Source organism: Nocardia vulneris (assembly GCF_001613425.1).
GTDB classification, from domain to species: Bacteria; Actinomycetota; Actinomycetes; order Mycobacteriales; family Mycobacteriaceae; genus Nocardia; species Nocardia vulneris.
The window spans coordinates 186191-211683 of record NZ_BDCI01000041.1 but is presented as its reverse complement, the minus strand read 5'-3'; the positions used below and the strand labels follow the sequence as shown (position 1 = coordinate 211683).

28 protein-coding genes are annotated in these 25493 nt (G+C 68.9%); 16 read left to right on the top strand and 12 right to left on the bottom strand.

From position 1 onward, the window contains the following. Positions 1-26: 26 nt before the first annotated feature. Together NVU01S_RS35660 and NVU01S_RS35655 are read right to left on the bottom strand one after the other, a co-directional pair. Entirely contained in the window at positions 27-791 is a 765-nt protein-coding gene (locus NVU01S_RS35660; protein ID WP_043665638.1) for an alpha/beta fold hydrolase, read from the bottom strand. A gap of 51 nt (positions 792-842) precedes the next feature. After that, on the bottom strand, positions 843-1211 hold the full coding sequence (locus NVU01S_RS35655) for a hypothetical protein (RefSeq protein ID WP_043665281.1): 369 nt from the start codon (positions 1209-1211) through the stop codon (positions 843-845). A gap of 21 nt (positions 1212-1232) precedes the next feature. Between NVU01S_RS35655 and NVU01S_RS35650 the strand changes: the two genes are divergently transcribed. After that, positions 1233-1835 carry a TetR/AcrR family transcriptional regulator gene (locus tag NVU01S_RS35650; RefSeq protein WP_043665283.1) on the top strand — a complete coding sequence of 201 codons (603 nt, stop codon included), beginning with the start codon at positions 1233-1235 and terminating at the stop codon, positions 1833-1835. Between the two features lie 12 nt (positions 1836-1847). Here NVU01S_RS35650 and NVU01S_RS35645 read toward each other — a convergent pair whose 3' ends face one another. Then, on the bottom strand, positions 1848-2504 hold the full coding sequence (locus tag NVU01S_RS35645) for an HAD family hydrolase (protein ID WP_042260862.1): 657 nt from the start codon (positions 2502-2504) through the stop codon (positions 1848-1850). A gap of 152 nt (positions 2505-2656) precedes the next feature. Between NVU01S_RS35645 and NVU01S_RS35640 the strand changes: the two genes are divergently transcribed. Beyond that, positions 2657-3331 carry a PaaI family thioesterase gene (locus NVU01S_RS35640; protein WP_029892355.1) on the top strand — a complete coding sequence of 225 codons (675 nt, stop codon included), beginning with the start codon at positions 2657-2659 and terminating at the stop codon, positions 3329-3331. 46 nt (positions 3332-3377) lie between these two features. Here the strand turns inward: NVU01S_RS35640 and NVU01S_RS35635 are convergent, their stop codons facing one another. The 3 genes from NVU01S_RS35635 to NVU01S_RS35625 are packed head-to-tail and all read right to left on the bottom strand — an operon-like array spanning position 3378 to position 6527. Beyond that, complete coding sequence (locus NVU01S_RS35635) at positions 3378-4541, bottom strand: sulfotransferase family protein (RefSeq protein ID WP_043665287.1); 1164 nt, start codon at positions 4539-4541, stop codon at positions 3378-3380. A gap of 46 nt (positions 4542-4587) precedes the next feature. Further along, entirely contained in the window at positions 4588-5364 is a 777-nt protein-coding gene (locus NVU01S_RS35630; protein ID WP_014984279.1) for an SDR family oxidoreductase, read from the bottom strand. After that, positions 5364-6527 (bottom strand): hypothetical protein, encoded by a 1164-nt coding sequence (locus NVU01S_RS35625; protein ID WP_043665293.1) that lies wholly within the window; start codon positions 6525-6527, stop codon positions 5364-5366. The genes NVU01S_RS35630 and NVU01S_RS35625 overlap by 1 nt, the downstream gene beginning before the upstream one ends. Positions 6528-6626: 99 nt before the next feature. Between NVU01S_RS35625 and NVU01S_RS35620 the strand changes: the two genes are divergently transcribed. The 7 genes from NVU01S_RS35620 (at position 6627) to NVU01S_RS35590 (ending at position 15151) form a co-directional block, all read left to right on the top strand. Next, positions 6627-7526, top strand: coding sequence for a helix-turn-helix domain-containing protein (locus NVU01S_RS35620; RefSeq protein ID WP_043665296.1), 900 nt, complete (start codon positions 6627-6629; stop codon positions 7524-7526). A 49-nt stretch (positions 7527-7575) separates the two neighbouring features. Next, positions 7576-8508, top strand: a complete 933-nt coding sequence (gene cysD / locus NVU01S_RS35615) for a sulfate adenylyltransferase subunit CysD (protein WP_043665299.1) — start codon at positions 7576-7578, stop codon at positions 8506-8508. Continuing rightward, entirely contained in the window at positions 8508-10343 is a 1836-nt protein-coding gene (gene cysC, locus NVU01S_RS35610; protein WP_043665302.1) for an adenylyl-sulfate kinase, read from the top strand. Before cysD ends, cysC begins: the two co-directional genes overlap by 1 nt. Positions 10344-10487: 144 nt before the next feature. Beyond that, the gene (locus NVU01S_RS35605; protein WP_043665305.1) at positions 10488-11609 is read left to right on the top strand and encodes a CaiB/BaiF CoA transferase family protein; all 1122 of its coding nucleotides are present in this window, start codon (positions 10488-10490) and stop codon (positions 11607-11609) included. A 76-nt stretch (positions 11610-11685) separates the two neighbouring features. Next, on the top strand, positions 11686-13482 hold the full coding sequence (locus NVU01S_RS35600) for an acyl-CoA dehydrogenase (RefSeq protein WP_043665307.1): 1797 nt from the start codon (positions 11686-11688) through the stop codon (positions 13480-13482). Between the two features lie 45 nt (positions 13483-13527). Next, positions 13528-14154: a TetR/AcrR family transcriptional regulator gene (locus tag NVU01S_RS35595; RefSeq protein WP_052280267.1), complete on the top strand. Its 627-nt coding sequence runs from the start codon at positions 13528-13530 to the stop codon at positions 14152-14154. Between the two features lies 1 nt (position 14155). Beyond that, positions 14156-15151: a 1-aminocyclopropane-1-carboxylate deaminase/D-cysteine desulfhydrase gene (locus NVU01S_RS35590; RefSeq protein ID WP_244467125.1), complete on the top strand. Its 996-nt coding sequence runs from the start codon at positions 14156-14158 to the stop codon at positions 15149-15151. Between the two features lie 144 nt (positions 15152-15295). Here NVU01S_RS35590 and NVU01S_RS35585 read toward each other — a convergent pair whose 3' ends face one another. Beyond that, entirely contained in the window at positions 15296-15895 is a 600-nt protein-coding gene (locus NVU01S_RS35585) for a TetR/AcrR family transcriptional regulator (protein ID WP_043665314.1), read from the bottom strand. A gap of 106 nt (positions 15896-16001) precedes the next feature. Between NVU01S_RS35585 and NVU01S_RS35580 the strand changes: the two genes are divergently transcribed. Both NVU01S_RS35580 and NVU01S_RS35575 read left to right on the top strand, forming a co-directional pair. Beyond that, positions 16002-16697, top strand: coding sequence for an SDR family NAD(P)-dependent oxidoreductase (locus NVU01S_RS35580; protein WP_043665317.1), 696 nt, complete (start codon positions 16002-16004; stop codon positions 16695-16697). Between the two features lie 53 nt (positions 16698-16750). Beyond that, a complete protein-coding gene (locus NVU01S_RS35575) occupies positions 16751-17899 on the top strand; it encodes a MarP family serine protease (protein WP_043665320.1) in 1149 nt (382 codons plus the stop codon). Positions 17900-17941: 42 nt separating this feature from the next. Here the strand turns inward: NVU01S_RS35575 and NVU01S_RS35570 are convergent, their stop codons facing one another. Continuing rightward, complete coding sequence (locus tag NVU01S_RS35570; protein ID WP_043665322.1) at positions 17942-18526, bottom strand: NAD-dependent epimerase/dehydratase family protein; 585 nt, start codon at positions 18524-18526, stop codon at positions 17942-17944. Positions 18527-18575: 49 nt separating this feature from the next. Beyond that, on the bottom strand, positions 18576-19121 hold the full coding sequence (locus NVU01S_RS35565; protein WP_043665641.1) for a hypothetical protein: 546 nt from the start codon (positions 19119-19121) through the stop codon (positions 18576-18578). A gap of 164 nt (positions 19122-19285) precedes the next feature. On the opposite strand from NVU01S_RS35565, the gene NVU01S_RS35560 reads away from it, so the two are divergent. From NVU01S_RS35560 to NVU01S_RS35545, 4 genes are all read left to right on the top strand, one after another. Continuing rightward, positions 19286-19747: a hypothetical protein gene (locus NVU01S_RS35560; protein ID WP_156161440.1), complete on the top strand. Its 462-nt coding sequence runs from the start codon at positions 19286-19288 to the stop codon at positions 19745-19747. 209 nt (positions 19748-19956) lie between these two features. Continuing rightward, entirely contained in the window at positions 19957-20691 is a 735-nt protein-coding gene (locus NVU01S_RS35555; protein ID WP_043665326.1) for a DUF6882 domain-containing protein, read from the top strand. A gap of 223 nt (positions 20692-20914) precedes the next feature. Then, entirely contained in the window at positions 20915-22207 is a 1293-nt protein-coding gene (aspS, locus tag NVU01S_RS35550; protein WP_043665643.1) for an aspartate--tRNA(Asn) ligase, read from the top strand. Between the two features lie 66 nt (positions 22208-22273). Further along, positions 22274-22630, top strand: a complete 357-nt coding sequence (locus NVU01S_RS35545) for a hypothetical protein (protein WP_043665329.1) — start codon at positions 22274-22276, stop codon at positions 22628-22630. Here the strand turns inward: NVU01S_RS35545 and NVU01S_RS35540 are convergent. After that, the gene (locus NVU01S_RS35540; protein ID WP_043665332.1) at positions 22627-23001 is read right to left on the bottom strand and encodes a hypothetical protein; all 375 of its coding nucleotides are present in this window, start codon (positions 22999-23001) and stop codon (positions 22627-22629) included. The two genes, NVU01S_RS35545 and NVU01S_RS35540, sit on opposite strands and share 4 nt — an antisense overlap. A gap of 349 nt (positions 23002-23350) precedes the next feature. On the opposite strand from NVU01S_RS35540, the gene NVU01S_RS35535 reads away from it, so the two are divergent. Continuing rightward, positions 23351-23845 carry a phosphoribosyltransferase gene (locus NVU01S_RS35535; protein ID WP_043665334.1) on the top strand — a complete coding sequence of 165 codons (495 nt, stop codon included), beginning with the start codon at positions 23351-23353 and terminating at the stop codon, positions 23843-23845. 79 nt (positions 23846-23924) lie between these two features. Here NVU01S_RS35535 and NVU01S_RS35530 read toward each other — a convergent pair whose 3' ends face one another. Beyond that, positions 23925-24461, bottom strand: a complete 537-nt coding sequence (locus NVU01S_RS35530; protein WP_307684532.1) for a MarR family winged helix-turn-helix transcriptional regulator — start codon at positions 24459-24461, stop codon at positions 23925-23927. Between the two features lie 35 nt (positions 24462-24496). Further along, on the bottom strand, positions 24497-25489 hold the full coding sequence (locus NVU01S_RS35525; protein ID WP_043665337.1) for a pyridoxal phosphate-dependent aminotransferase: 993 nt from the start codon (positions 25487-25489) through the stop codon (positions 24497-24499). Between the last annotated feature and the right edge of the window lie 4 nt (positions 25490-25493).

Below are 25493 nucleotides of genomic sequence, written 5' to 3'. Positions count from 1 at the left end.
CACCGCGCCACATGCAGCACACTTGTTCAGGCGCGCCGGATGGGCTGCCAGGTAGGTGTCGCGTCGGTGGCGAGGAAGTTGCCGACGAGGTGGTAGACCTCGGCGGGCTTCTCGACGACGAGCAGATGCGACGTGCCGGGCACGATCGCCAGTTCGGACTCTGGGATCGCCCGGTAGAGCGCGATCGTGTGTTCCAGGCTCATCGCGTCGTCGTCGGCGGCGAGGACGAGGGTGCGCGCGGCGATCCCGCCGAGTTCCTCGACCGTCAGCGTGGGCTCGGCGTTGGCCATCCGGAACAGCTTTTCCGCGAAGACCGGAAAGTGGTCCACGCCGTCCGGGGAGACCTCGCCGTAGCGAGCGGCCAAGCGCCGCATGGGTTCTTCGTGCGCGAAGCCGTCGAGCACACCGGGCAGCAGGCCGTGGTGGTGGAAGTTGCCGCTGATCGACACGAGTTTGCGGACGAGATCCGGCCTGCGCAGCGCGACCAGCAGCGCGACGACCGCGCCGTCGCTGTAACCGACCAAGTGGGCCGGACCGCCGATCACCGCGTCCAGGAACGCGATGGTGTCCTGGGCCATCAGGTCGTACGAGATCGGCCCGGCCACATCGGCGGTCCGGCCGTGCCCGCGCCGATCGGTCCGGAACACCCGGAACTGTTCGGCGAGAACCGCAACCGCCGCATCGAACGATCGCGAATCCACGAACCCACCGTGCAGCAGCAACACCGGCTCACCATCGCCGGTCACGTCATACCAGGCCCGAACCTCGCCGAGCTGAACATCTTTCGCCATGCCGACGATCATCCTCGATGGGCATGACATGTTTTCGGGCGGTGCGCGAGGTCATACCGCCGCCTCGATCCGGCGCAGCAGCTGACGCATCACCAGACGGTGGCCGCCGCTGCCGATCACCAGGGCGCGATAGATCTTGCCGTGCAGCCCAGGGAAATTCGCCAGGGATCTGGCGCGGATGCGGGTGCGGTTCGCGTCCTGCTCGTCGAGTTCGAAGATCAGGGCGTAGCGGGCGAACCAGTGCTGTCCGCTCAGGGCCAGCTTGCTCGGGGCCTCGGCGACGTCGAGCACGAAACCGGTGGGGACCGTCGCCGGGTCCGCCGGGTCTTTGCAGACTACTTTCAGCAGTGCTTGCCAGACCCGGTCGCGGTTCGCGGCGATCGATCTGGCATGCTCGTCAATATAGGACAAACGCTCCATATAGAAGGAACGTACTAGTAGATGGCGCCACCCCGCAAGCACGACACCGACGTGATCCTCGACGCAGCCCGTGCCCTCGTCCTCGCCGACGGGCCGCGCGCCGCCAGCGTGGCCGCGATCGCCGACGCCAGCGGTGCGCCGGTCGGCACGCTGTACCACCGCTTCGGCAACCGCAACGGCGTACTCACCGCGGCGTGGCTGCGGGCGCTCGCGCGCTTCCAAGCCGGCGTGCTCACCGCCGCGGAGCACCCCGATCCGGTCGAGGCGGGCGTCGCCATGGTGCGCGCCGCGCTCGTCTTCGGCCGCGAATTACCCGATGACGCAAAGCTTCTGCTCAACCTGCGCCCCAGCGATCTGCTGGACGGCGGCCCCGACGACGAATTCCGCGCCCGGCTGGCCGAGATGAACGCGCCATTGCTCGACCACCTGCGGCGCATCGCCACCGGCGCCTTCGGCCGGGCGGACCACCGCGAGATAGACGCGGTCAGCCGCGCCGTGGTCGATCTCCCCTACGCCGCCCTGCGTCGGCACGCACACAGTCCCGAGTTGCCGGACTGGCTGGACACCGACCTGCCCGCGGCCGCCCGGACGTTGCTCACCACACCGCTACCCGGGCCGGACTGAGCCCGCGCACGGCTACGCCGCGCCGCCGACCAGCTCGGGCGTCAGCTGGGAGAGGTCATCGATGACGTGCGCGGCCAGGGCGAGCGCGTCGTCGGCCGGTGGGTATTCGGGGCGCGGCGCGGCGATCACCCGCAGGCCCGCGGCGTGGGCGGAGCGCATGCCGTTGCTCGAATCCTCCACCGCCGCACAGTCGGCCGGGCGCTGCCGGAGCAGGCCGGCCACCGCCAGGTATACATCCGGAGCGGGTTTGCCGCGGTCGACTTCTTCGGTGGACAGGGTGCCCGTGAAGAACTCGATCAATCCGGTGCGCCCCAGGACCACGTCGATCAGGGACCGCGGTGACGAGCTCGCCACGCCGAGCGGCCACTGCTCGCTCATCCGCTGCACGGCGTCGATCGCGCCGGGCAGCAGCGGCACCGCGCGGTCGTAGTGCGCCACCATCTGGTCGATGACGTCGCGCGCCACGGTCTCCGGCGATTCCCCGACGCCGAGATCGGCGCTGAGGTATTCCGACCATTCCCGGGTGCTCATCCCCATCAGCCGCTGCTGGGTATCGGGCAGCCACCGCCCGCCCTTGTCCGCGACGTAGGCGCGGCGCACCTGCTCCCACACCGGCTCGGAGTCGATCAGCACGCCGTCCATATCGAAGACAACCGCCGTAATACCCATCTACCCTTAGCCTTTCGCCGCCGGACCGGTCCACCCGCCGGGCGACCGGCCTGTCCCGGCCGGCGCCGTCCACCCCGGACCAGCCTAGGCCACGCAACCCGCCGAGCCCCTGCGGCGCGAGCATTCCGATGGCAACCTATAACGTGTTCCTTATGAACGAAGAGCAGGCCGGTGCCTCGCTGCCGAGCAAAGAGCATCACGAGGGCGCGTTCCGGCCGATGACCGAGCTGATCAACGCGCGCGAAGAACAGGGCGCCGATATCGAGCGCGGCGGACCGCATTACGGGGAGTTCGTCGAACAGGTGCGCGGGTTGATGGACCGCGTGCGTCTGGCCTGCCCGTCCGATGAACTCGCGGTGGAGACGATCGGCCTGCTCAAGGAACTCAACGACAAACTCGACGCGGCCCGGGTGGACGAGTGGTCCACGCCGAACTGGACCCGCCACGATCTGCCCGCCCGCGGCAACATCACGCTGCCGCCCTACGTCATCGATCACGCGGGCAAGGACGGCGTGGACGCGCGCGTCACGTTCCGGACCTTCCACCTGGGCGGCAACAGTGCCGCACACGGCGGCCACATCGCACTCAGCTTCGACGACCTGCTCGGCATGGCCGCCGCGGTGCACGCCCGCGCGGTGACCCGTACGGCGTCGCTGACCATCGACTACCGCTCGATCACGCCGCTGAACACCGAACTGCAGGTGCACGCCTGGGCCGAGCGGCAAGAGGGGCGCAAGGTCTACGTCCGGGCCACCCTGCACGACGGCGAGCGCCTCTGCGCCGAAGCGCACGGCCTGTTCATCGTGCTGAAGCCCGGTCAGCCGTAACAACACCGCCGCCACCGTCCCGGAAGACGGTGGCGGCGTGCTGGATTCAGGCCTTCGGGAAATGTTCGGCCCGGTAACCGGCGAACCGGGCGTCGACCTGTTCGGCCGTCAGGCCGAAATCCTCGAGCGTGTACCGATGTGCCGGACGCGCTGCGCCGGAGGTACTTTCGGCGTGCAGTGCGGTCATCGCCGCGGTGGCCTGCGCGGTCAGCGGCAGGTCGAACTGCCGGTAGATTCCGGCGACGGTGCCGATCGGGTCCGCGACGAAATCGTCGTAGTACACATCGCAGAACTGAGCGGCGTTGTGGTGCTGACGATCCGCCAGGAAACGGTCGGCCCCGCGGGCCCAGAGATCGAGCTGCGCGGCGCCCACCACCGGACCGCGGAACTTGTCCGACCACCCGGCCGAGGCCTGTTCGTTGAGGCTGCACACCGAGGCGATGATGGTGCGCGGATCGCGGTGCATCTGAATGATCAGCGCGTCCGGATACACCTCGAAGATGGCGTCGAGGGCGAACAGGTGGCTCGGGTTCTTCAGCACCCAGCGCCGTCCGGCATCCGGCAGCCCGATCAACTGCAGGTTGCGGCGATGCCTGCGGTAAGCCGGGGTCCAGTCCTGCGCACGCAGCCATTCCGAGTAGGTCGGCAGATAGCCCAGGCACTCGTAGGACACCGACATCGCCGACTGCCGCAGCAGTTGCCAGCACTCCTCCACCTGGTCGGCCGAAATATGGTGCACCCCCATGAATTCCGGGTGTTCGACGTGGTGCTTCTCGAAGGCCGCCTCGATCCGCTGATAGACCGGGTTGCTCGCCCAGGTGTCCCGGGGCGGGCGCGGCTGCGGCATCTCGGTCAGCCACATCTCCAGGCCCTGATGCGCCGAATCGGCGTTGAGCAGCCGGTGCACGGCCGTCGTCCCCGAACGCGGCAGACCGGTCACGAAGACCGGACGCTCGATCGCGACCTCGGCGTGTTCGGGAAAGCGTTGCCACGCCGACTCACTGAGCAGCCGGGCGATCAGCGCCCCGCGCAGGAACGCACGATTCACCTTGTTGCCGAACGGGGTCAGCTCCGCGTCCTTGGCGTAGGACGCCAGCAGGACCTCGAGCCCCGCGCGGTAGTCGTCGCCACCGAAATCGTCCAGCCCGACGACCTTGGTCGCCGAAGCGTGCAGATCGTCGATGGTGCCGACGTCGTCCCTACCGATCACTTCATCTCCTCTGAATCGCCGCGAATCTGTGTTGCCGTGCATCCGGCTAGTGGTGGTACTCGCCGCCGTTGACGTCCAGGCACGCACCGGTGATCGCCCGCGCCATGGCCGAGGCGAAGAACACGACCGCGTCGGCGATCTCGTCGGGCTCGGGCAGCTTGCGCAGGTCGATGGTCTTCGCCGTCTCGGCGTACACCTCGTCGGCGGTGATGCCGCGCTGCTCGGCGAGGTAGTTGAAGTACCACTTCAGGTTGTCGGCCCAGATATAGCCCGGGGCAATGGTATTCACCCGGATGCCGCGCGGGCCGAGCTCGGTGGCCAGGCTCTGCGCCAGCGCGAGCAGGCTCGCCTTGGCCATCTTGTAGGGGCCGAAGGTGCGCCGCGAATGCCGCAGCACCGCCGAGTTGATCATCACCACCGAGCCCTTCGACTCGGCCAGCGCGGGCACGAACAGCCGCGTCAAGCGCAGTGCCGCAAGCACATTCGTCTCGAAGCCGGCGCGCACCTGGTCCAGGTCGACCTCGGCGAGGTCGGCGATCGGCGGAATGGCGAAGGCGTTGTTCACCAGCGTGTCCACCCGGCCGAACGCACTCTGCGCCGTCTCGACCAGATTGATCGCGGCCGCCTCGTCGTTGATATCGGTGGGCACCACGACCGCGCGCCTGCCGAGCTCGGTGATCTCCTTGGCCACCTCGGTGAGCCGCGATTCGGTCCGGGACGCGAGCACCACGTCGGCGCCGGCCTTCGCGCTCTGCACCGCGATGGACCGGCCGAGCCCGGGACCGATACCGGAGACGACGACAACTTTGTCCTGCAACAACATCAGCCGAGCATCCTTTCCGCGACCGCGGCCTGCCGGGCCGCGATTCGTGCGCGCCATTCGTCCGGCGTGACGCGCGCCTGGTCATAGAACGGAAGTCGTTGTCCCAGTTCGGCGACCGGAACCACCTCCACCGTCGGGCCGTCCTCCGGTTTCATCTCCCGGGACAGCCGCTGCCACCGGAATTGGAGGTAGCCGCGGTCGTGCCCGGTGCGTTCGATCCAGTTGGCCAGCCCGGGATCCCGCTCGCTGACCACGAGGCGGATCATGCCGTCCGGGTCCACCCGCGCCTGGTCGGCGGTGAGGCTGGTCTGGTGGTTGATGTAGTCCAGCGACAGGTACCACATGCTGCCGAGCTGGAAACCCTGATACGGCGCATCGGATTTCGGCACCGTGATGATCATCGCCTGATCGTCGGTCAGCTCGTAGTGCCCGGCCGAGGAGAACTGGGTGGTGAGACCGCCCGGCGTGGAACGCGGTTCGGTCATCGTGTTCACCGGCAGGTTCAGATAGAACCATTCGGGGAAGGCGAGGAAGGTCTGCAGGCGCGAGATCAGCATCTTTCCCGCCACGCCGTAGCGTTTGGTCAGCAGGTCTCTGGTCAGCGGCGGCGGGGCGTCGCCGATGCCCTCGACCCGGGCGATGCGCACGGTGCCCGGGCGCTCGTTGCCCCAGTCGCTGTAGACCTCGCGGATCACCAGCATGGCGGAGTCCGCCGCGAGGTGGACGTAGCCGGGACGCGCGGGACCGGGGCCGAGCCGCAGTTCGTAGGACCCGTCCGGCGCCACCTCGAGTGTCCGGTCGTCGAAGGCGGTGAGGCTGTCCGGCACATCCACCGGGGAATAGTTCCCGTTCAGCACCTGGAAGCTCAGATCCCTTGTGGTTCCCCGCTTTCCGGTGACCACATATTCCGCGTCCGGGCGCAGGTAGGAGTGGAAGTAGAGCGTATCCGGGTTGTCCAGGCCCATTTTCGTGTACGGCCCGGTGGACTGGACGAAGAACGGGAAGTCCCGCTCGTAGGCCCACGCCATCTGCAAGGCCGCGCGAATGCTGCCGGCCAGGTAGTCGTAGCCCTCGACGAGGTCCTGCTCGGTCCGGATGTGCGCGGCTCCGGTGATGATCTGCTCGGCGGCGGCGATAGCGTCCGCGAACGGCTGTGTCAGCAAAAGGCTCTCCGTTGAATCACACGCTGTGGTGTTCCAAATATGTACCGCTCTGGTACATTTCCTCTCAGCTGAGATTAGAACGTGTTCTAGGAGTGGTCAATGGTCGGCCGTAGATCCGCACCGACGGTGCGCGTGGTGCAGGTGCTGGATTTCTTCGTCGAACAGCGCGGCAAGCGCTTCGGCCTGTCCGAGCTCGCCCGCACGCTCGACCTGGCCAAACCCACCTGCCTCGGCATTCTCACCGAGCTCGCCGCGGGGGGCTACCTGGTGCGTGATGCCGATACCCGGACCTACGGCCTCGGCCCCGCGCTCATCGCCGCCGGCCGGGTCGCGCAGGACAGCTTCGCGATCTCCGCGCTCGCGCGGACGGAACTGGAACGACTCACCGGCGAATACCGCACGACCTGCACCGCATCGGCCGTGGTCGGCGATCGGATCATGGTGCTGGAGAGCACCGGCCCGGGGATGGTCAAGGTCGGCGCCGCCTACCACTTCGCGCCGCCGGTCGGGCTGATGTACGTGCTGTGGGATACCGACGCGGCATTCGACGCATGGCTGGCCCAACCGCCGACCGTGCCGCTCCAGCAGGACGAGACACGATTGCGCCAGGTGGTCGCCGAGTGCCGCGAGCGCGGCTACCTGGTGGAGAGCCTGACCGCCGCGGGCCGCAGGTTGTACTCCCTGCTGGCCGGGTTCGCGGCTCGCGATCTGCCCGGTGAGCTGCGCGAATTGGTGGGCGAGCTGGTGACCAGCCTGGGCGAGCGGGTGTACCTGGGCACCGATCTGCGACCACGCAAGGAACATCCGGTGAGCCTGCTCGCCGCCCCGACCTATGGCGGCGACGGCAGGCAGAACATGGTGCTCACGATGTACGTTGGTAAGTCCATCACGGGTGCCGAAATCGATAGGCGCGGAACGGCTCTCATCGCCGCCGCGGACGCCGTCACAGCCGCCTCGGGTGGCCGGAAGCCGGCCACTCGACCGGCATCGCACGGTTGACGCCCGCACACCCATTGCCAATAACCGAAACGTGTTCTAGTTTTGCGATGTGAGCCAGTACGCGAAGTCGACGGCGAGCACCTACGAGCTGCCTCATCTGGACGCGCTCGAGGCCGAGTCGGCACACATTTTCCGAGAAGTAGCGGCGACCTTCGAGCGACCGGTGCTGCTGTTCTCCGGCGGCAAGGACTCGGTGGTGATGCTGCACCTCGCGGCGAAGGCCTTCTGGCCCGCGCCGCTGCCGTTCCCGGTGCTGCACATCGACACCGGGCACAATTTCGACGAGGTGATCGCCTACCGCGACGAGACGGTCGCGCGGCTGGGACTGCGCCTCGTCGTCGGCCGGGTGCAGGACGATATCGACGCGGGCCGGGTCACCGAGGAGACCGGCCCGCGCGCCTCGCGCAACCGATTGCAGACCGCGACGCTGTTGCGCTCGATCAAGGAGGGCGGCTTCGACGCCGTCTTCGGCGGCGCGCGCCGCGACGAGGAGAAGGCGCGCGCCAAGGAGCGCGTGTTCAGCTTCCGCGACGAATACGGCCAGTGGGACCCGCGCAGTCAGCGACCCGAGCTGTGGAACCTCTACAACGGCAAACACCGTGCGGGCGAACATATTCGAGTGTTCCCGCTGTCGAACTGGACCGAGCTCGACATCTGGACCTATATCGCCGCGGAGGGCATCGACCTGCCGCCGCTCTACTACGCGCACCGCAGGCCGGTGGTGCAGCGCGACGGAATGCTGCTGGCGCACACCAGGTTCCTGCAACTACTGGACGGTGAGCAGCCTTTCGAGACCACGGTGCGGTTCCGCACGGTCGGCGACGCCACCTGCACCGGCTGCGTCGAATCCAGCGCGGCCACCCCCGCCGAGGTGGTCACCGAGGTGGCCGCCGCCCGGGTCACCGAGCGCGGCGCCACCCGCGCCGACGACCGGATCTCCGAGGCGGGCATGGAAGATCGCAAACGAGAGGGCTATTTCTGATGACCGCCACCCTGCTGCGCCTCGCCACCGCGGGCAGCGTCGACGACGGCAAGTCCACCCTCATCGGCCGGCTGCTGTTCGACTCCAAGACGATCTTCACCGACCAGCTCGCCGCCGTCGAGCGCACCAGCCGCGACCGCGGCGACGACTACCCGAACCTCGCGCTGCTCACCGACGGGCTGCGCGCGGAACGGGAACAGGGCATCACCATCGACGTGGCACACCGCTACTTCGCCACGCCCCGACGGAAGTTCATCATCGCCGACACCCCCGGCCATATCCAGTACACCAGGAACATGGTGACCGGCGCGTCCACCGCCGATCTCGCGCTGATCCTGGTCGACGCGCGCAAGGGGGTGGTCGAGCAGACCCGCAGGCATGCCTTCCTGGCCGGCCTGCTCGGCATTCCGCACCTGGTGCTCTGCGTCAACAAGATGGACCTGGTGGACTGGTCGCAGGCCCGTTTCGAGCAGATCCGCACCGAATTCGCCCAGTTCGCCTCGAAATTGGACGTCTCCGATCTGACCTTCGTGCCGATGTCCGCGTTGCACGGCGAGAACATCGTGCACCGCGGCGCGAGCATGCCGTGGTACGAGGGCACGCCGCTGCTGCACCACCTCGAGGAGGTGCACATCGCCTCCGACCGCAACCTCATCGACGCGCGCTTCCCGGTGCAGTACGTGACCCGCAGCCACGCCCAGGATTTCCGCGGTTACGCGGGCACGGTCGCGGGCGGTGTCTTCAAGCCCGGCGACGAAGTGGCGGTTCTCCCTTCGGGATTGACGAGCACGGTGGCCGCGATCTGGGGGCCGGGCGGCACGCCCGTCACGGAAGCGTTTCCGCCGCAGGCGGTCACGATCCAGCTCGCCGACGAGATCGACGTCTCGCGCGGCGACATGATCTGCCGCCCGAACAACCGGCCGATCGCCGGGCGCGACCTCGACGCGATGGTGTGCTGGTTCGCCGACGACAGCCGGCTCTCCCCCGGCGCGACCTACACCATCCGGCACACCACCCGCACCGCCACCGCCGAGGTGCGCAGCCTCGACTACCGGCTCGATGTGAACACGCTGCACCGGGACGAGAGCCCGGAATCGCTGTCGCTCAACGAGATAGGCCGAGTTCAGCTCCGCACCCGGCAACCGCTGCTGTTCGACCCGTATCGGCGCAATCGGTTCACCGGAAGCTTCATCCTGGTCGACGACACCACCAACAACACCGTCGCCGCGGGCATGATCACCGGCCCGACCCTGCCGTCGTCGCGGGTCGTCTGGCATTCGACCGCGGTCGGCCGGGACGAGCGCGCCACGCGGGGCCTGACGGTCTGGTTGACCGGCCTGTCCGGCTCCGGAAAGTCCACCGTCGCAGTGGAACTCGAACGCCGCCTGGTCGCCGCGGGGCGTCCGGCCTTCCTGCTCGACGGGGACAATCTGCGCCACGGACTGAACGCCGATCTCGGCTTCAGCGCCGCCGACCGGGTCGAGAACGTCCGCCGCGTCGGCGAAGTCGCCCGGCTGTTCGCCGACGCCGGTGTGGTGGCGGTGGTCTCGCTGATCAGTCCGTATCGCGCCGACCGCGACCGGGTCCGGGCCGCGCACCTCGCGGCGGGCATCCCGTTCGTCGAGGTCTTCGTCGATACGCCGCTGGAGGTCTGCGAAGCCCGCGACCCGAAAGGCATGTACGCCAAGGCCCGCGCGGGCGAGATCAGCGGCTTCACCGGCATCGACGATCCGTACGAGGCGCCCACCGACGCCGAACTCGTGCTGCGCCCGGACCACGGTGACCCCGCCGCCATGGCCGCCACCGTACTCGCGCGGTTGTCGCGTCTGGACTGAGCGTGAGCGCTGCGGTCACGGTTACTCGAGCGCGACGGTCATAGGCCGCGTGCCGAGTCGGACCTACGGTCGGGGGCACCGACCGGACGGGCGGGGTTCGGCCGTGGCCGCATGCCCGCGTCGAGGACGACAGAGAGCGGAGCCATGGGACCACTGCACGGAGTCAAAGTCATCGAGATCGCCAGCCTCGCACCGGGTCCGTTCGGGGCGATGATCCTGGCCGATCTCGGCGCGGAGGTGCTGCGGGTGGACCGCGGCGGCACCCCCGGTGCGGGCATCGTCTCGCCGGAGGGTCCGCTGGACCGCGGCAAGCACAGCATCACCCTCGACCTCAAGAACCCCGCCGATCGGGACACGCTGCTCGCGCTGGCCGAACACGCGGACGTGCTGATCGAAGGGTTCCGGCCGGGCGTCACCGAGCGCCTCGGCATCGGCCCGGCCGATCTGGCCGCGCGCAACCCGCGCCTGATCTACGGCCGGATGACCGGGTGGGGCCAGGAGGGTCCGCTGGCGCGCACCGCGGGCCACGATATCGACTACATCGCCGTCTCCGGCGCGCTCGGACTGGTCGGGCGCGCGGGCGAAGCTCCGGTGCCGCCCGCGAACATGCTCGGCGACTACGCGGGCGGCGGTCTGCTGCTCGCACTCGGCGTGCTCGGCGCGCTGTATGAACGGGAGCGCTCCGGCCGGGGCCAGGTGATCGATGCGGCCATGGTCGACGGCGCCGCGCTGTTCACCGCGTCCATGCACGGTCTGCACCACCTCGGGCTGTGGAACTTTCCGCGCGGGGAGAACATGCTCGACGGCGGCGCGCCGTTCTACGACACCTACGAATGCGCCGACGGGGAGTACCTCGCCGTCGGCTGCGTCGAGATCCCGTTCTACAACCAGATGCTCGCGATCCTCGGCATCGACGACCCCGACCTGCCGTTCCAGCTGGACAAGAACGGCTGGCCGCAGCTCAAAGAGGTGCTCGGCGCCAAGTTCAAGGAGCGCACCCGCGACGAGTGGACCGAGCTGTTCACCGGTTCCGACGCCTGTGTGGCCCCGGTGCTCAGCCCCTGGGAGGCCCACGAGCACCCGCACAACGTGGCCCGCAACGCCTTCATCACGGTGAACGGCGTCCTGCAGCCCGCGCCCGCACCACGCTTCGACCGCACGCCCACCGACGTCCCGGCGCCGCTCTCCGCCGACCCGCAGCAGGTGCGAAAGCTGCTGTCCGGCTGGGGTGTTCCCACCGACGAGCTGGATCGCCTCAGCACCTGAGGCTACGATTTCCGGCAAGCGGGCCAGGCCGCAGCGTAAGATACAGTAGATTGCACATGTCTCGAAAGGATGGGTGATGCGGTCTACGCTGCTTTCCCGGCGCGATCTCGACTTCCTGCTGTACGAGTGGCTGCATGTCGAGGAGCTGACCAAACGCGAGCGGTACGCGGATCATTCGCGGGAGACCTTCGATGCGGTGCTGGACCTGAGCGAGCAGCTGGCGACCAAGTACTTCGCGCCGCACAACAAGCTCAACGACGCGCACGAGCCGACCTTCGACGGCGAGCGCGTCACCATCGTCCCCGAGGTGGGCGTGGCGCTCGACGCGTTCGCCAAGGCCGGATTGCCCGCCGTGGCAATGGATTACGAGTTCGGCGGCGGGCAGCTGCCGGTGACCGTCGCGCAGGCGAGCTACGCGTGGTTCCAGGCGGCCAACCCCGGCACCGCCGGCTACTCGTTCCTCACCGTCGCCAACGCCAATCTGCTGCTCGCCCATGCCAGCCCCGCGCTCGGTGCACGATTTGTGCGACCCATGCTGGAGGGCCGGTTCTTCGGCACGATGTGCCTGTCCGAACCGCAGGCCGGGTCCTCGCTGGCCGATATCGTGACCCGCGCCGAGCCGCGCGAGGACGGCACCTATCGCCTCTTCGGCACCAAGATGTGGATCTCCGGCGGCGACCACGAGCTCGGCGAGAACATCGTGCACCTGGTGCTCGCGAAGATCCCCGGCGGCCCGGCGGGCACGAAGGGCATCTCGCTGTTCGTCGTGCCGCGCTTCCTGGTCGGCGAAGACGGCGCGCTCGGCGAACGCAACGATGTCGCGCTCGCCGGACTCAACCACAAGATGGGTTTCCGCGGCACCGTCAACACCGTGCTCAACTTCGGCGAGGGCAAGTGGACGCCCGCGGGTGCGCCCGGCGCGATCGGCTACTTGGTCGGCGAGCCGCACCGCGGTCTGAGCTACATGTTCCACATGATGAACGAGGCGCGCATCGGCGTCGGCCTGGTCGCGACGGCGCTCGGCTACACCGGATACCTGGAGTCGCTGGACTACGCGCGCACCCGTGCCCAGGGCCGCGCGAAGCTGCCCGCCGACCCCACCGCTGCGCAGCGGCCGATCGTCGAGCACGCCGACGTCAAACGAATGCTGCTGGCGCAGAAGGCTTATACCGAAGGCGCGCTGGGCCTCGTGCTCTACTGCGCACGACTGGTCGACGAACAGCGCACCGCCGATACCGACGAGGAGCGCCAGGCGCGCACCCTGCTGCTCGACATCCTCACCCCGATCGCGAAGAGCTGGCCGTCGCAGTGGTGCCTGGAGGCGAACAATCTCGCGATCCAGGTGCTCGGCGGTTACGGCTACACCCGCGAATACAACGTCGAGCAGCACTACCGGGACAACCGGCTGAATCCGATCCACGAGGGCACCCACGGCATCCAGGGCTTGGATCTGCTGGGCCGCAAGGTCACCCAGCAGGGCGGCGCCAGTCTGCTCGCGCTCGGCGGCCGGGTGCAGGCCACGGTCGCGGCGGCGCAGGCCGTCGGCGGCGAAGCGGCCGAGCTTGCCGCGCAACTGGATTCGGCGTGGCAGCGGCTGGTGGAGGTGACCGCGGGCCTGTTCGCCTCGGGCGACTTCGAGGCCGCGCTGGCGAACAGCTCGGTCTATCTCGAGGCGTTCGGCCACATCGTGCTGGCCTGGATCTGGTTGGAACAACTGCTGGCCACCGGCGCGCACACCGGCGACTTCTACGACGGCAAGCGGCACGCGGCCCGGTTCTTCTACCGCTTCGAGCTGCCCAAGACCGGACCGGCGCTGGATCTGCTCGCCCGGCTCGACACCACCACGCTGGAGATGCGCGACGCCTGGTTCTGAGCACAATCGGTTCGGTACACAAATGGAAGGATGTACCATTTTCCGATGACCTCCTCCAGCCAGCGGACCACCCGCCCGCCCGGACGACCGGCGTCTGCGACCAGGGCCGAGGTCATCGATCTCGCCCGCCGCGCGTTCCTGGCCGGCGAGCGGGTCGACATTCAGGCGATCGCCGCGCAACTCGGGCTGAGCCGCGCCTCGATCTACCGCTGGTTCGGTTCCCGCGAGGGCGTGCTCGGCACGGTGCTCGCGGGTGAGTTCGAGGCGCTGCTCACCCGGGCCGACGCACGCCGGCGTTCGGCCGGGGCGCGGCGCATCCTCGACGTGCTGTATCGGGTGAACCGCTGGATGACCGACAACGAGCCGTTCCGGCGGTATTTCGAGAACGAGCCGCTGGCCGGGCTGCGCATTCTCACCGCGAGCGACGGACCGGTGCAGCCGCTGGTGGTCGCGACGGTGCGCGAACTGATCGCGCGCGCCGAACGCGAGGACGACTACCACCCGCCGCTCGAGCCGGATCTGCTCGCCTACGCGCTGGTGCGGCTCGGCGAGGCCTTCCTCTACAACGACAATGTGGCGGGCATCAGCGGCGACGTCGATCGCCTGCACGAGGTGCAGGCCGCGCTGCTAGGCATCCCGGGGGCGATCACCAAACCGCGTACGGATCGCTGACGTGCCCACGGATTCCTTACTGCACCAACGCTTTCCCGAGCTCGCCGACACCCTGCCGTATTTGCGCCTCGGTACCGCCCCGACCCCGATCCGACCGCTCGACGTCGGCACCGGAGTTCGGCTGTGGTGCAAGGACGACAGCGCCTATGGCGACGGGGGGTGGGGCGGCAACAAGGTCCGCAAACTGGAATGGCTGCTGCCCGAAGCCCATCGGCGCGGCGCGCGCACCATTCTCACCGTCGGCGGTACCGGCACCAACTGGGGCCTGGCCACCGCGCTCTACGGCCGCGCCCACGGCATCGGCACCGTGCTCGCACTCGTCGACCAGCCGGTGGACGAGCACGTCCGGGCGCAACTCGAGCGTTTGGCGAATTCCGGTGCGACGCTGCATTTCACACACACCAAACGACAGACCCTGCTCCGGGCGCCGTGGTTGTATCTGCGACATACGCTCGGCCGCAAGCGACCGTACTTCTTGCCGGTGGGCGGCTCGTCCCCGATCGGGGCGCTCGGCTACGTCGAAGGCGCGCTCGAACTCGCCGCCCAGATCGACGCCGGGATCCTCGCCGAACCCAGCCATATCGTGACGGCGGTCGGATCCGGCGGCACCGCAGCGGGATTGGCACTCGGGCTGCGGCTCGCCGGATTGCGCACGCGGGTGATCGGTGTCGTCGTCAACGACTCGCTACCGCTCGACGCCGCGCACATAATCGGTCTGGCCCAGCGGGCCGAGCGCCTTTTGCGTTCACGCGGAGCGCGATTCGCGCCGACCGGGCTGCGGCCCGCCGACGTGACGATGACGACGGACTGGCTCGGCCCCGGCTACGGTCACCCCACACCCGCCGCGGCAGCGGCCGCGAACCGCGCCGCACACGACGGGCTCCGGCTCGAGCCGGTCTACACCGCCAAGGCCTTGGCCGCCCTGCTACACCTGGACACCACGGGCGAGTTCGGGACCGGGCCGGTGCTGTTCCTCAATACCTACGGCCCGCGATGATCCGCCGCATTCGAATCGTGTTCATCGCCGTCACCGCGACGTCGGCTCCGGGCGCTGACCAGCCCACCGCGTGACCGCGGATCGCACCGGTCGCCACTGAATCCGGTTGTCCGCCTTCAGATCTACGCAAGCAGGCCGGGCCGCTCACTCGGCGACCGGTACGAGCAGGCGGTCGACGAGGGTGTCCACCAGGTCGCGCGGAATACTCGCGCCGGTCATGGCGCGATAGACGAGCGGCCCGACGAGTGCGTCGAGCACCGCGTCCGGGCCGAGCACGGGCGCGATCTCCCCCGCTTCGACGGCGCGGGCGAGCAGGTCGCGCTCGGCGGCCCGGCGCGGACCCAGATAACGCGCCTGAACTCGCTCGGCCGTGCCCGGATCGTGCTGGGCCTGGGCGAGGAGCGCGAGCAGCACCTTGCCCGCCGGATCGCGGGCGACGAAACGCGCGAAGTCGCGCAAATACGCCCGAATGCCCGCGGCCGTCGGCTTTTCCACCGGCACCGGAAAGTGTTTGGCGCTGTCCTCGATGAGCGTGTCGAGCAGGATCTCGACTTTGGACGGCCACCAGCGATAGATCGTCTGCTTGGCGACACCCGCCCGGCGCGCGATGGCCTCGACGGTCAGCGCCGCGAAGCCGTGTTCGACGAGCAGATCGTCGGCGGCGTGCAGCACGGCCAGGCGCGCGGCCTCGTCGCGCTGGTTGCCGGAGCGCACCCTGCGGGCCGGTGATTTCGCGTCGGGCATGCAGGACACCCTATCGGCCCGCTCGGATGTGCAGATTCGATCCGCCTGCTACTGTCTAGACGCAACGTCTAGTCTAGACAAATTGCTTTATTGCCAAGGAGTGCACATGTCCGACACCACCCAGCCCAGCGCCCTCGTCCTCGGCGCCGCCCGCGGCCTGGGCCTCGTCCTCGCCGCCGAGCTCGTCCGCCGCGGCCGCCAGGTGATCGCCACCACCCGCAGCGGCGGCGGCGAACTGGCGGCGCTCGCGCAGACCTCGCACGGGCGCTTGCGGATCGAGACAGTGGAGATGACCAGTCAGGAACAGCTCGCCGCGCTGCGCGCGCGTCTGGCCGGCTGCCCGCTCGATCTGCTGTTCGTCAATGCCGCGATCGACCGCGGCGATCTGCCGATCAGCGCGGTCTCCACCGAGATGTTCACCGAGGTGATGATCACCAACGCGCTCAGCCCGCTGCGCGCGATCGAAGCGCTGCGCGATCTCGTCGTGCCCGGTGGCACCGTCGCGGTCATGTCTTCCGAGCAGGGCAGCATCTCGCAGAACACCGAGGACGGCTACGAGCTGTACAAGGCGAGCAAAGCCGCGCTGAACCAGCTGATGCGCAGCTACGCCACCCGCAACGCCGACGACGGGCACACGAAGCTGCTCATCGATCCCGGACACAATCGCACCGCGCTCGGCGGACCCGACGCGCCGCTCAGCCCGAAGGAGAGCATCCCGGCCGTGGTGGACGTGCTCGACGCCCGAGCGGGCGCACCCGGACTGCAGTTCCTGGACCGGCACGGCGTGCCCGTCCCCTGGTGATACCGGGCAGTCGACGAACCACAGCGCCGACGAGCAGTCGCTACCGTGGAGGCGTGCCCTTGCCGAACTGGCTCGACCTCGCCGTTCTCGCCGCGACCGGACTGGCGGCCGTGCTCGGTTGGCGCCGCGGCGCGCTCGCCGCGGTGATCGGCGTGCTGTGCGTCGTCGCGGGCGCAGTGGCGGGCGCGTTCGTCGCGACGGCGACGCTGGCCCAGCTGCCGCCGGGACCGACCCGGCTGCTGTTCGTGCTGTGCCTGATCGTCGGCATGGTGGCGCTCGGCGAGACGGCCGGGCACCGGCTGGGCCGGGCCGCGCGCCGCACGATCCGCGGCCGCCTCGCCCAACGCGTCGACGCCGCCGGTGGCTCGTTCGTGCACGCCGTGGCGGTGCCGCTGGCGGTGTGGCTGCTCGCCGCCCCGCTCACGGTGTCGACGCAGCCGGGACTGCTGGCGGCTGTACGGGATTCGGTGGTGGTGCGCTCGGTCGACGAGGTCGCGCCGTACTGGTTGGCGAGCCTGTCCACCGTCGTCACCACCCCGATGGTGGCGGCGGGACTGGTGTTGCCGCTCCCGCCGCCCGATCCGCGCATCCTGCAAAGCCCGGTCCCGCGCGACCTCCAGCAGAGTGTGCTGCGGATCCATGGCGAGGCGCCGGCGTGCGGTAAGCAAGAGACCGGTTCCGGCTTCGTCGTCGCCCCGGAGCGCGTCCTCACCAACGCGCACGTCGTCGCGGGCACGACCGATCGCTGGGTCGACACACCTCGCGGTCGATTGAAAGCCGCTGTAGTGCAATTCGATTCAGCACGTGACGTGGCGGTGCTCGCGGTGCCGGGTCTCAGCGCACCGGTGCTCACCGTGGCTCCCGAACCGGGCGCGCCAGGCGCCGACGCCATCATCCTCGGATATCCGAGGGGCGGACAGTACACGGCCGCCGCCGCGCGGGTGCAGCAGCGCGGCCCGCGCTCGGTGCCCGACATCTACCACCGTGCGACGAGCGAACGCGCAACCTACACGGTGCACGGCCCTGTTCAGGACGGGAACTCCGGTGGACCGCTGATCGACCCGCAGGGCCGGGTGCTCGGCATGGTGTTCGGCGTCGACCCGGACAACGGCACGGTCGGGTACGCGGCGAGCCTGCCCGAACTGCTCGACGGACTCGCTCTCACCGGCCCTGCCGTGGACCCGGGCCCCTGCCTTCGGTGACACCGAGGCACTGCGGAGTTTCCGCCCCGGAAGCGGATCGGCTCAGGCGTTCTCGGCGATGATCACCACGCCACCGGCCGCTTCGAGCAGCGGAATCGTCTGTGCCGCGGCCTCGTCCACGTGCACCCGCGGATGCGCGGGCAGCTCCGTCACGTAATAGGTTCCAGGGCCGTAGAACTGGCCGTACTTCACGACCACGCCGCCGATGTCGAGCACGGCCGCCTCGTGCTGCCGGATGACCTCGCCCCGGCCGCCTGCGGGCTCCCACGCGATGCTCTGCGCGAGAAAGCGTTTCGCACCCGCGGCCTGCGCGGCGGCGACCAGGTTGCGGGTGCCCTCGGTACGGATGCGGGAATTCGCCGCACCGGATTCGGGCAGCAACGCGGCATCGTCGGGCAGGTCGGTCAACTGGTGCAGCACCAGATCGGGACCGAATTCCCGGACGGCCGCGGTCAGCGCGTCCGCGTCGTACACATCGCAGATCACCGGCTGCGCACCGGCCGCGCGCACCTGCTCGGCCTTGCCCGCCGATCGGGTCATCCCGGCCACCTCGTGCCCGGCCGCGATCAGTAGCGGCACCAACCGTGTTCCGATGACGCCGGTCGCGCCGGCCAGAAAGATCCGCATCGTCCCACCATAGTCAGCCCGTCCCGCACGCCGCGGCGCGCAGCCACGGTCACCAGACGAGCGTCATGTCCTGCACGCGAACGCTGCCGAAGAACCGCTTGCCGATCTCGGGGCCGTCCCGGTTGTAGCTGTCCATGATGTCGGCCAGCGCCGCGGCGAGTTCGTGCAACGCCGGGGCGACGGTCTCGATCCCGTCCGCCGCCGACCATCCCCACTCGAGCGGGACGTTCTCGATGCCGATGACGATCCGGCCGTAGAACGGCGACTCGACCGCATAGGTGATCCCGGCCGGAGCGTCGCGGATCGGGCTGCGGAGTTCGAGTTCGGCGACCTCCCCCGGCACCGTGAACCGCCGCGCGAAATCGATGTCCGCGCGGATCATTTCGACGATGCGCGCAAGATCGGCATGCCGCCCGCCGCGATCGTGCCTGGCGCCGTAGGACCGCTGCGCGGAACCGGTCCTTGCGCTGGTACCGGACTTGTGCAGGATGCGGTCGAGCATCCGCTGCGCCACGGCCCGTTCGCCGGCGCCGGTACCCGGATGATCGATCAGCGCCCGCAACCGGGCGATGCGCAGTACGCCACCGGTTGCCATGAACCACCTCCCGTAGCCGGGCCCACCTGGCCCGGGTTCGATCATGCCACCCCGGCGTCCGGGACGGCCGAACGCCCGCTGTGCGCGGTGGACGCGGTTGCGGTGCGCGACTGGGGAATAGGTGAACGATTACGTTCGCCGACCTGTCTGAGTAGCGTAGAAGCATGCGGAAACCGCGATTTCACCGCAGGCGAGTACTGGCGGCGGCCTTCCCGATCGGAGTGGCCGCGGCACTGCTCGGAGCCACCGGCTGTGGCTCGGAATCCAGCGGTCACGCACCGGACCCGTCCACCGCCGCAACAACATCCGCGGCGGTACGCATCGAACTACACCAGACCGGTGGCATCGCGGGGGTCCACGACATCTACACCGTCGACAGCGCGGTCGCCGACCAGCGGCGCGGCCAATTGTTCGACCTGGTCGGCAGCCAGCAGTTCCGCACGCTCAGCGACAGCTATCTGGGGCCGGACGAATGCCTCGACCAGTTCTACTACGAGGTGGTCGTGACCTACGCCGACAACACGACGAAGAACGTGAACACCGACGACTGTAGCCAGGCACCACCACTGCTGACCGACGTCCGGGCGCTCACCAAGCAGATCGGCGTACAAACCAGCCACCGGTAGTCTGCGCACGCGAACACATCGTGCACACCGGTCGGTTCTCCGGGACATCGGGGTATATCCACGCCCACGCCACGCCGACGACATCGGTTCCGGCGGGCGTAATTTCATAATCATCGGATCACCAGACGCTCATAACGACAGGCGAACCGCTATGGACGCCAATTCTAGGGGGATGCGTCGTGTATGAAAATCGATCAGGATTAGCTGTCGTGACGGCTTATCTCCGCAGTGAATCGCCAACCCTCGAACAGTTGCTCGATGACGCGGCATTAATGTCGTATGAACATCAAGAGCGCAGTATCGAAGTGCTCGGCGCGCACCGCTGGCATGTCACATATGAGCCGCCATTATTCGAGTTCTTCGGCGATCATCCGTTGGCCTGTACGCGGTTTCACGTCCTCGGCACGGCCGCGCCCGGTCCGCGCAGCTGGCTGTGGAGCTGGGCCAACTACGACTGGTATCCGTCGGAGGTCACCGAACTGGCCCGGTCGGTGCGCGATTACGGTCTGCGCCACGGGATCCCGGAACTGCACACCGCCGAGATCCCGTTCGCGAAACTGCCCGGCGCGCCGACCGAACCGAACCGGGTCACCTGGCTCATCGGTGAACTGTGCAAGGCGGTCTCGGGCAGCTGGACGTGGTACAGCTGCGATGTCGGCGGCGGCACCCGGCTCGCGGTGCTGATCGAGCACCCCGACCTGACCCCGCCCGCGCTCGATCTGCTCAGCCTCATGCACGTGCTCAACGGCGTCTTCCGGCTCGAACTGCCCGATCATCGACGGGCCATCCACAGCTACGCGGTGCAGCGCGGGCTCGCCGCGACCTTCACCGACGACGCGAGCAAGCTCCTGCTCGCCGGTCCGGGTCTGGAGGTGGCCATCGCCTTCGACACCGCCGGACGCGTCACGACCATGTCGTCCTCACGGGCGGACAGCCTGGCCTGAATCACCGGGCCGCGCCGGGAAAATGACTGGCGCGGCCGCCGGTGGTCGCTACCATCGAGGACGCGGCGCCGACGAGCGTGACGAACTCCGAGCCGCGTCGGCCGGTCACCGATCCCGAATCGACCAGCAGAGGCGGCGCGCCACGCGCCGCGAAGGTGTGGTGGCACCGCGACATACCCGATCGCCCACACCTCCCGGGGACGACAACCAGGAGGTGATTTCGATGCCACGTACGCTCTGTGCGGGACTGCCCGCAGCCCTGCGACAACCGGATCCGGTGACCATCGAGGGCTGGATCCATCGGCGCAGGCAACTCGCGAGCGTGACCTTCGTCGTGCTCCGCGACCGCTCCGGACTGGCCCAGGCGGTGGTCACCGATCCCGCTGTGCGTCAGCAGGTTTCGGAACTGCCGGAGGAGACCGTGGTCCGGCTGACCGGCACCGCGAGCCGCAACGCCAAAGCGCCGGGCGGGGTCGAACTCGTCGACCCGGCCGTGCACGCGCTGAGCGCACCGGCCGCGGCCTCGTCGCTCGAGCTGTGGCGCCCCGAACTCGGCGTCACCCTGCCGGTCGCGCTGGACCACGCCGCGCTCAGCTGGCGCCATCCCACCCGACGGGCGGTGTGGCAGATCGCCGCCGCCTCGCTCACCGGTTTCCGGCGGCACCTCGACGGTGCGGGTTTCACCGAGGTGAGCACCCCTAAGATCGTCGGTCAGTGCGCCGAGTCAGGCGCGAATGTGTTCGCGCTGGACTACTTCGGGGCGCCCGCCTACCTGGCGCAGTCCCCGCAGTTGTACAAGCAGATGCTCACCGGCGTCTTCGAGCGGGTGTACGAGGTCGGTCCGGTCTTTCGCGCCGAACCGCACGACACCGCCCGGCATCTGGCCGAATACGTCTCCCCGGACGTCGAATTCGGGTTCGTGCGCGACCACCGGGACGTACTCGCCCAGCTCCGTGCGACACTCGCGGCCATGCTGGCGGCCATCGCCGAAAAAGCCTCCGCGGCAGTCGAAACCGCGGGCGTGCACCTGCCCGTCCTGCCCGAGGAGATCCCGGTCGTGCACTTCCGCGAGGCGCTCGAACTGGTCGGCGCCGCCGCCGACGAGCCCGACCTCGCACCCGAACACGAGCGCTTCCTCGGCGCCTGGGCAAAGCAGCGCTACGACTCGGATTTCCTTGCCGTGGAAGGCTATCCGGCGGCCAAACGTCCCTTCTACACCCATCCGCAGCCGGACGACCCGCGCTGGACCAACTCCTTCGACCTGCTGTTCCGCGGGCTGGAACTGGTCACCGGCGGGCAACGCCTGCACCACCATGCCGACTATCTCGCCGCGCTGGCGGCGCGCGGCGAGGATCCTGCCGCGTACGAGGCCTACCTGGCCGCGATGCGGCACGGCATGCCGCCGCACGGCGGTTTCGCCATCGGGCTGGAACGGTGGGTGTCGCGCCTCACCGAGGCCGACAACATCCGCCGGGCGGCACTGTTCCCCCGGGATCGCCACCGCCTGCGGCCCTGAGGTCCGACCCGTGGCGCGTCCGGCGGGTACGGTGGGCTGATCAACCGAGGCGCAGCCGGGGGAAACATGAGAAGCGACAGGGCCATTCGCCGGTTCACGCCGGACGCGCAGGAAACACGGGTTTATGGCGAACCCTATGAAACCGCCGACGGGTCGACGATCGTCACTGTCGTCAGGCCCGGCGGTGGTCCCCGCGCGGCCGCGCCGCTCGGTATTTTCGTCGTGCACGACGGCAAGGTGACCTGGGAGCCCGTCGTGGATACCACCCGTCTCGCGCTGTTGGGCGAATTCATCGGGCTGGCAGCAGCGGTGATCACGACGCTGGCGATCCTGCGCCGCCCGCCGTGGCCCGATCTGTCCGTCGCGGGTCTGCGCGCGATGCGCGGGCTGCACGACTCGTGGCAGGATCGCCGCCGGGACTAGCCGCCCAGCGCGCCTTCGTAGACGTAGCAACCGAATCCGTCGACCTTCGCCGGCAAGGCCGCCTCGCCGAAAGCCTCCTTGCTCTCGCCTTCGCAGACCGCGATCATCTCCGGCTTCGGCGCCACGCCCCGCTGGTGCAGCTTGAACTTCTGCTTGATCGGCCCGGACTCCGGAGCGCCGTTGCGCGCCTGGCAGTTCCCCGTGCCGACCGCCCCCACCTGTTCCGGCTCCTCGATGTCGTCGCACACGTAGGTCCATGGTTCCTCGGCGCCCGCGATCGCGGCCACGGAGGTCAGGCCGGCTACCGCCGCGATGAACAGGACTGCGAGGACCGCGATCCGGACCGGGGACAGGCGCATGACAATCCTCATTTCTCTAGTGCACGGGAGGCAGGAAAGGGGTCGAGGTGAGACCCGATAGCGCGAACCGTAGCCGACGCCACAAACGTTTTGCCCGATTTCAAACGGGTGTCGTCCACGTATCGGCACACCCGGAAAAGCCGGACACAATTCCGCCGGAAATCGCACAGCGGAATGCGTTCGCGCCGTTTGGCGACGCCGCGAATCGGGTAAAGGGCTTTCTCCTTCGAAATCGGGCCGAGCGGCGCGCACCGGCCCGATGCACCTGCGTGGCCGGACCGGACGCGGACCGTGCGGGCGGCCACCGTGTTCGCCCCTCGTATGCTCGGTGCGCAGTCGCGACGAGGGAGATGGAGGATCCATGGCGGATCGGGAAGTGCTGACCTGGGAACTGTTCGGTTCGGCGAGTCGGGAATTGGCGACCACGATCGCGGACGACGGGTTCGAGCCCGATCTGATCCTCTCGATCGCCCGCGGCGGGTTGTTCGTGGCGGGCGCGCTCGGCTACGCGCTGGACGTGAAGAACCTGCACGTGATGAACGTCGAGTTCTACACCGGCATCGACCAGCGGCTCGATCTGCCGGTGATGCTGCCACCGGTCCCGCAGGCCGTGGACCTGGCCGGCGCCACCGTGCTGGTCGCCGACGACGTCGCCGACACCGGGGCCACGCTGAAACTGGTGCGCGACTTCTGCGAACACCACGTCGCCGAGGTGCGCTGCGCGGTGATCTATCAGAAGCCGCGCTCGGAGGTCGACTGCGAATACGTGTGGAAGCGCACCGATCGCTGGATCAACTTCCCGTGGTCGACCGAGCCGCCGGTGGTGCAGCGGCAGGTCGAGGTGCTCGACGCCTGAGCGCACGATGTTCGAGCGCTCGATGTTCGAGCGCTCGATGTTCGAGCGCTCGATGTTCGAGCGCACGATGTTCGAGCGCCTACCGCTCCTTGCGCTCGCCGGTCAGTGCGTCGAGCCGGGTGCCGAGCGCGTTGACCTGGTCCCGCAGCGCGATGAGGGTGTCGAGCGGGTAGCCGACCGAGGCCATCACGGACTCGATCATGTCCCGGGCCTGGCGCTGCAGCGCGATACCCGCCTCGGTCGCGCGCAGTTCGACCGAGCGGCGGTCGTGCGCGCTGCGCACGCTCTCCACGAAACCGTGCGCCTGTAGTCGCTGGATCAGCGGCGACACGGTGCCGTAGTCGAGGCGTAACTGTTCGCCCAGTTCCTTCATGGTCATCCCGGGCCGCTCCCACAGCGCGAGCAGCGCGAGGTACTGCGGATACGTGATGTGCATCGCGTCGAGGAACGGCCGGTAGGCCGCGGTCATCGCGCGCGAGGTCGAGTACAGGGCGAAACACAGCTGGTTCGTCAGCGAGAGCAGGTCGTGGTCGGGATCCCCGGCGGTTGCGACGGTGCCGTGTGGTGCAGCCGGCTCGACACGCACCGCTGCGGTGGGATGCGCTTGTTCGAACATACCTTGCACTGTACGCATGGTGGACAGGGAATTTCTCACCGTGCGGCCGCGACCACCGCCTCGGTTGCCGCGGTGTCGCCCACCGTGATCCTGATGCCCGTAACGCAGTGTTTCACCTGGATCCCGGCGCGGGCGAAACCCACACGCAGCCGGTCGAGTTCGAGCGCATCGCAGCCGGTGAGATAGACGAAGTTCGCGGCGCTGGTCGGCACCCGATAACCCAGCTCGCGCAGCCCCGTCGTGAGCCTGCCGCATTCGCGGGTGATCGTCGCGGTGCGCACTGCCAGTTCCGCCTCCGCCGCGTAGCAGGCGCGCACGCCCGCCTCGGCCAGGGCGGTCATCCCGAAAGGCAACTGCCAGCGCCGGATTCGGGCCATGATCGGCACCGCACCGAGCGCGTAGCCGACCCGGAGCGCGGCCAAACCGTACGCCTTGGAGAAGGTGCGCAGCACGATCAGGTTCGGATGCCGCGCGAGCAGCTCGGCGGTGCGCACCCGTTCACTCGGCCGCACGAAATCGACGTAGGCCTCATCGAAAACCACCACCACCGACCGAGCGGTACGTTCCAGGAACCCCGCCAGTTCCTCGTGCCGGATCCCGGTTCCGGTCGGATTGTGCGGACTGCACAACACGACGACGGCCGTCCGCTCGTCGACGGCCGCGGCCAGCGCGGGCAGATCCTGGTGTCCGGTCGGCGTCAAGGGGACTTCCACCACCCGGCCGCCGACCGTCGCGGTCAGCAGCGGGTAGCCGTCGAAGGTGGGCGTCGCCAGCACCACCCCCGCGCCCGGCGGCACGAACTCCTGCAGGATGTGCATGATCACGCCGGTCGCGCCCGCGCCGAGCACGACCTGCTCCGGCGGGTAGCCGAGCCGGGCCGCGATCAGCTCGGGCAGCGTGCGCGGCAGGAACTCCGGATACCGGTTCGCCGCGCCGAGCGCCCCGGCCAGCGCCTGCCGCACCGAAGGCAGCGGGCCGTACGGGTTTTCGTTCAAGGACAGCCGATGGCCGCGCTGCGCGGTGTGCATCAGC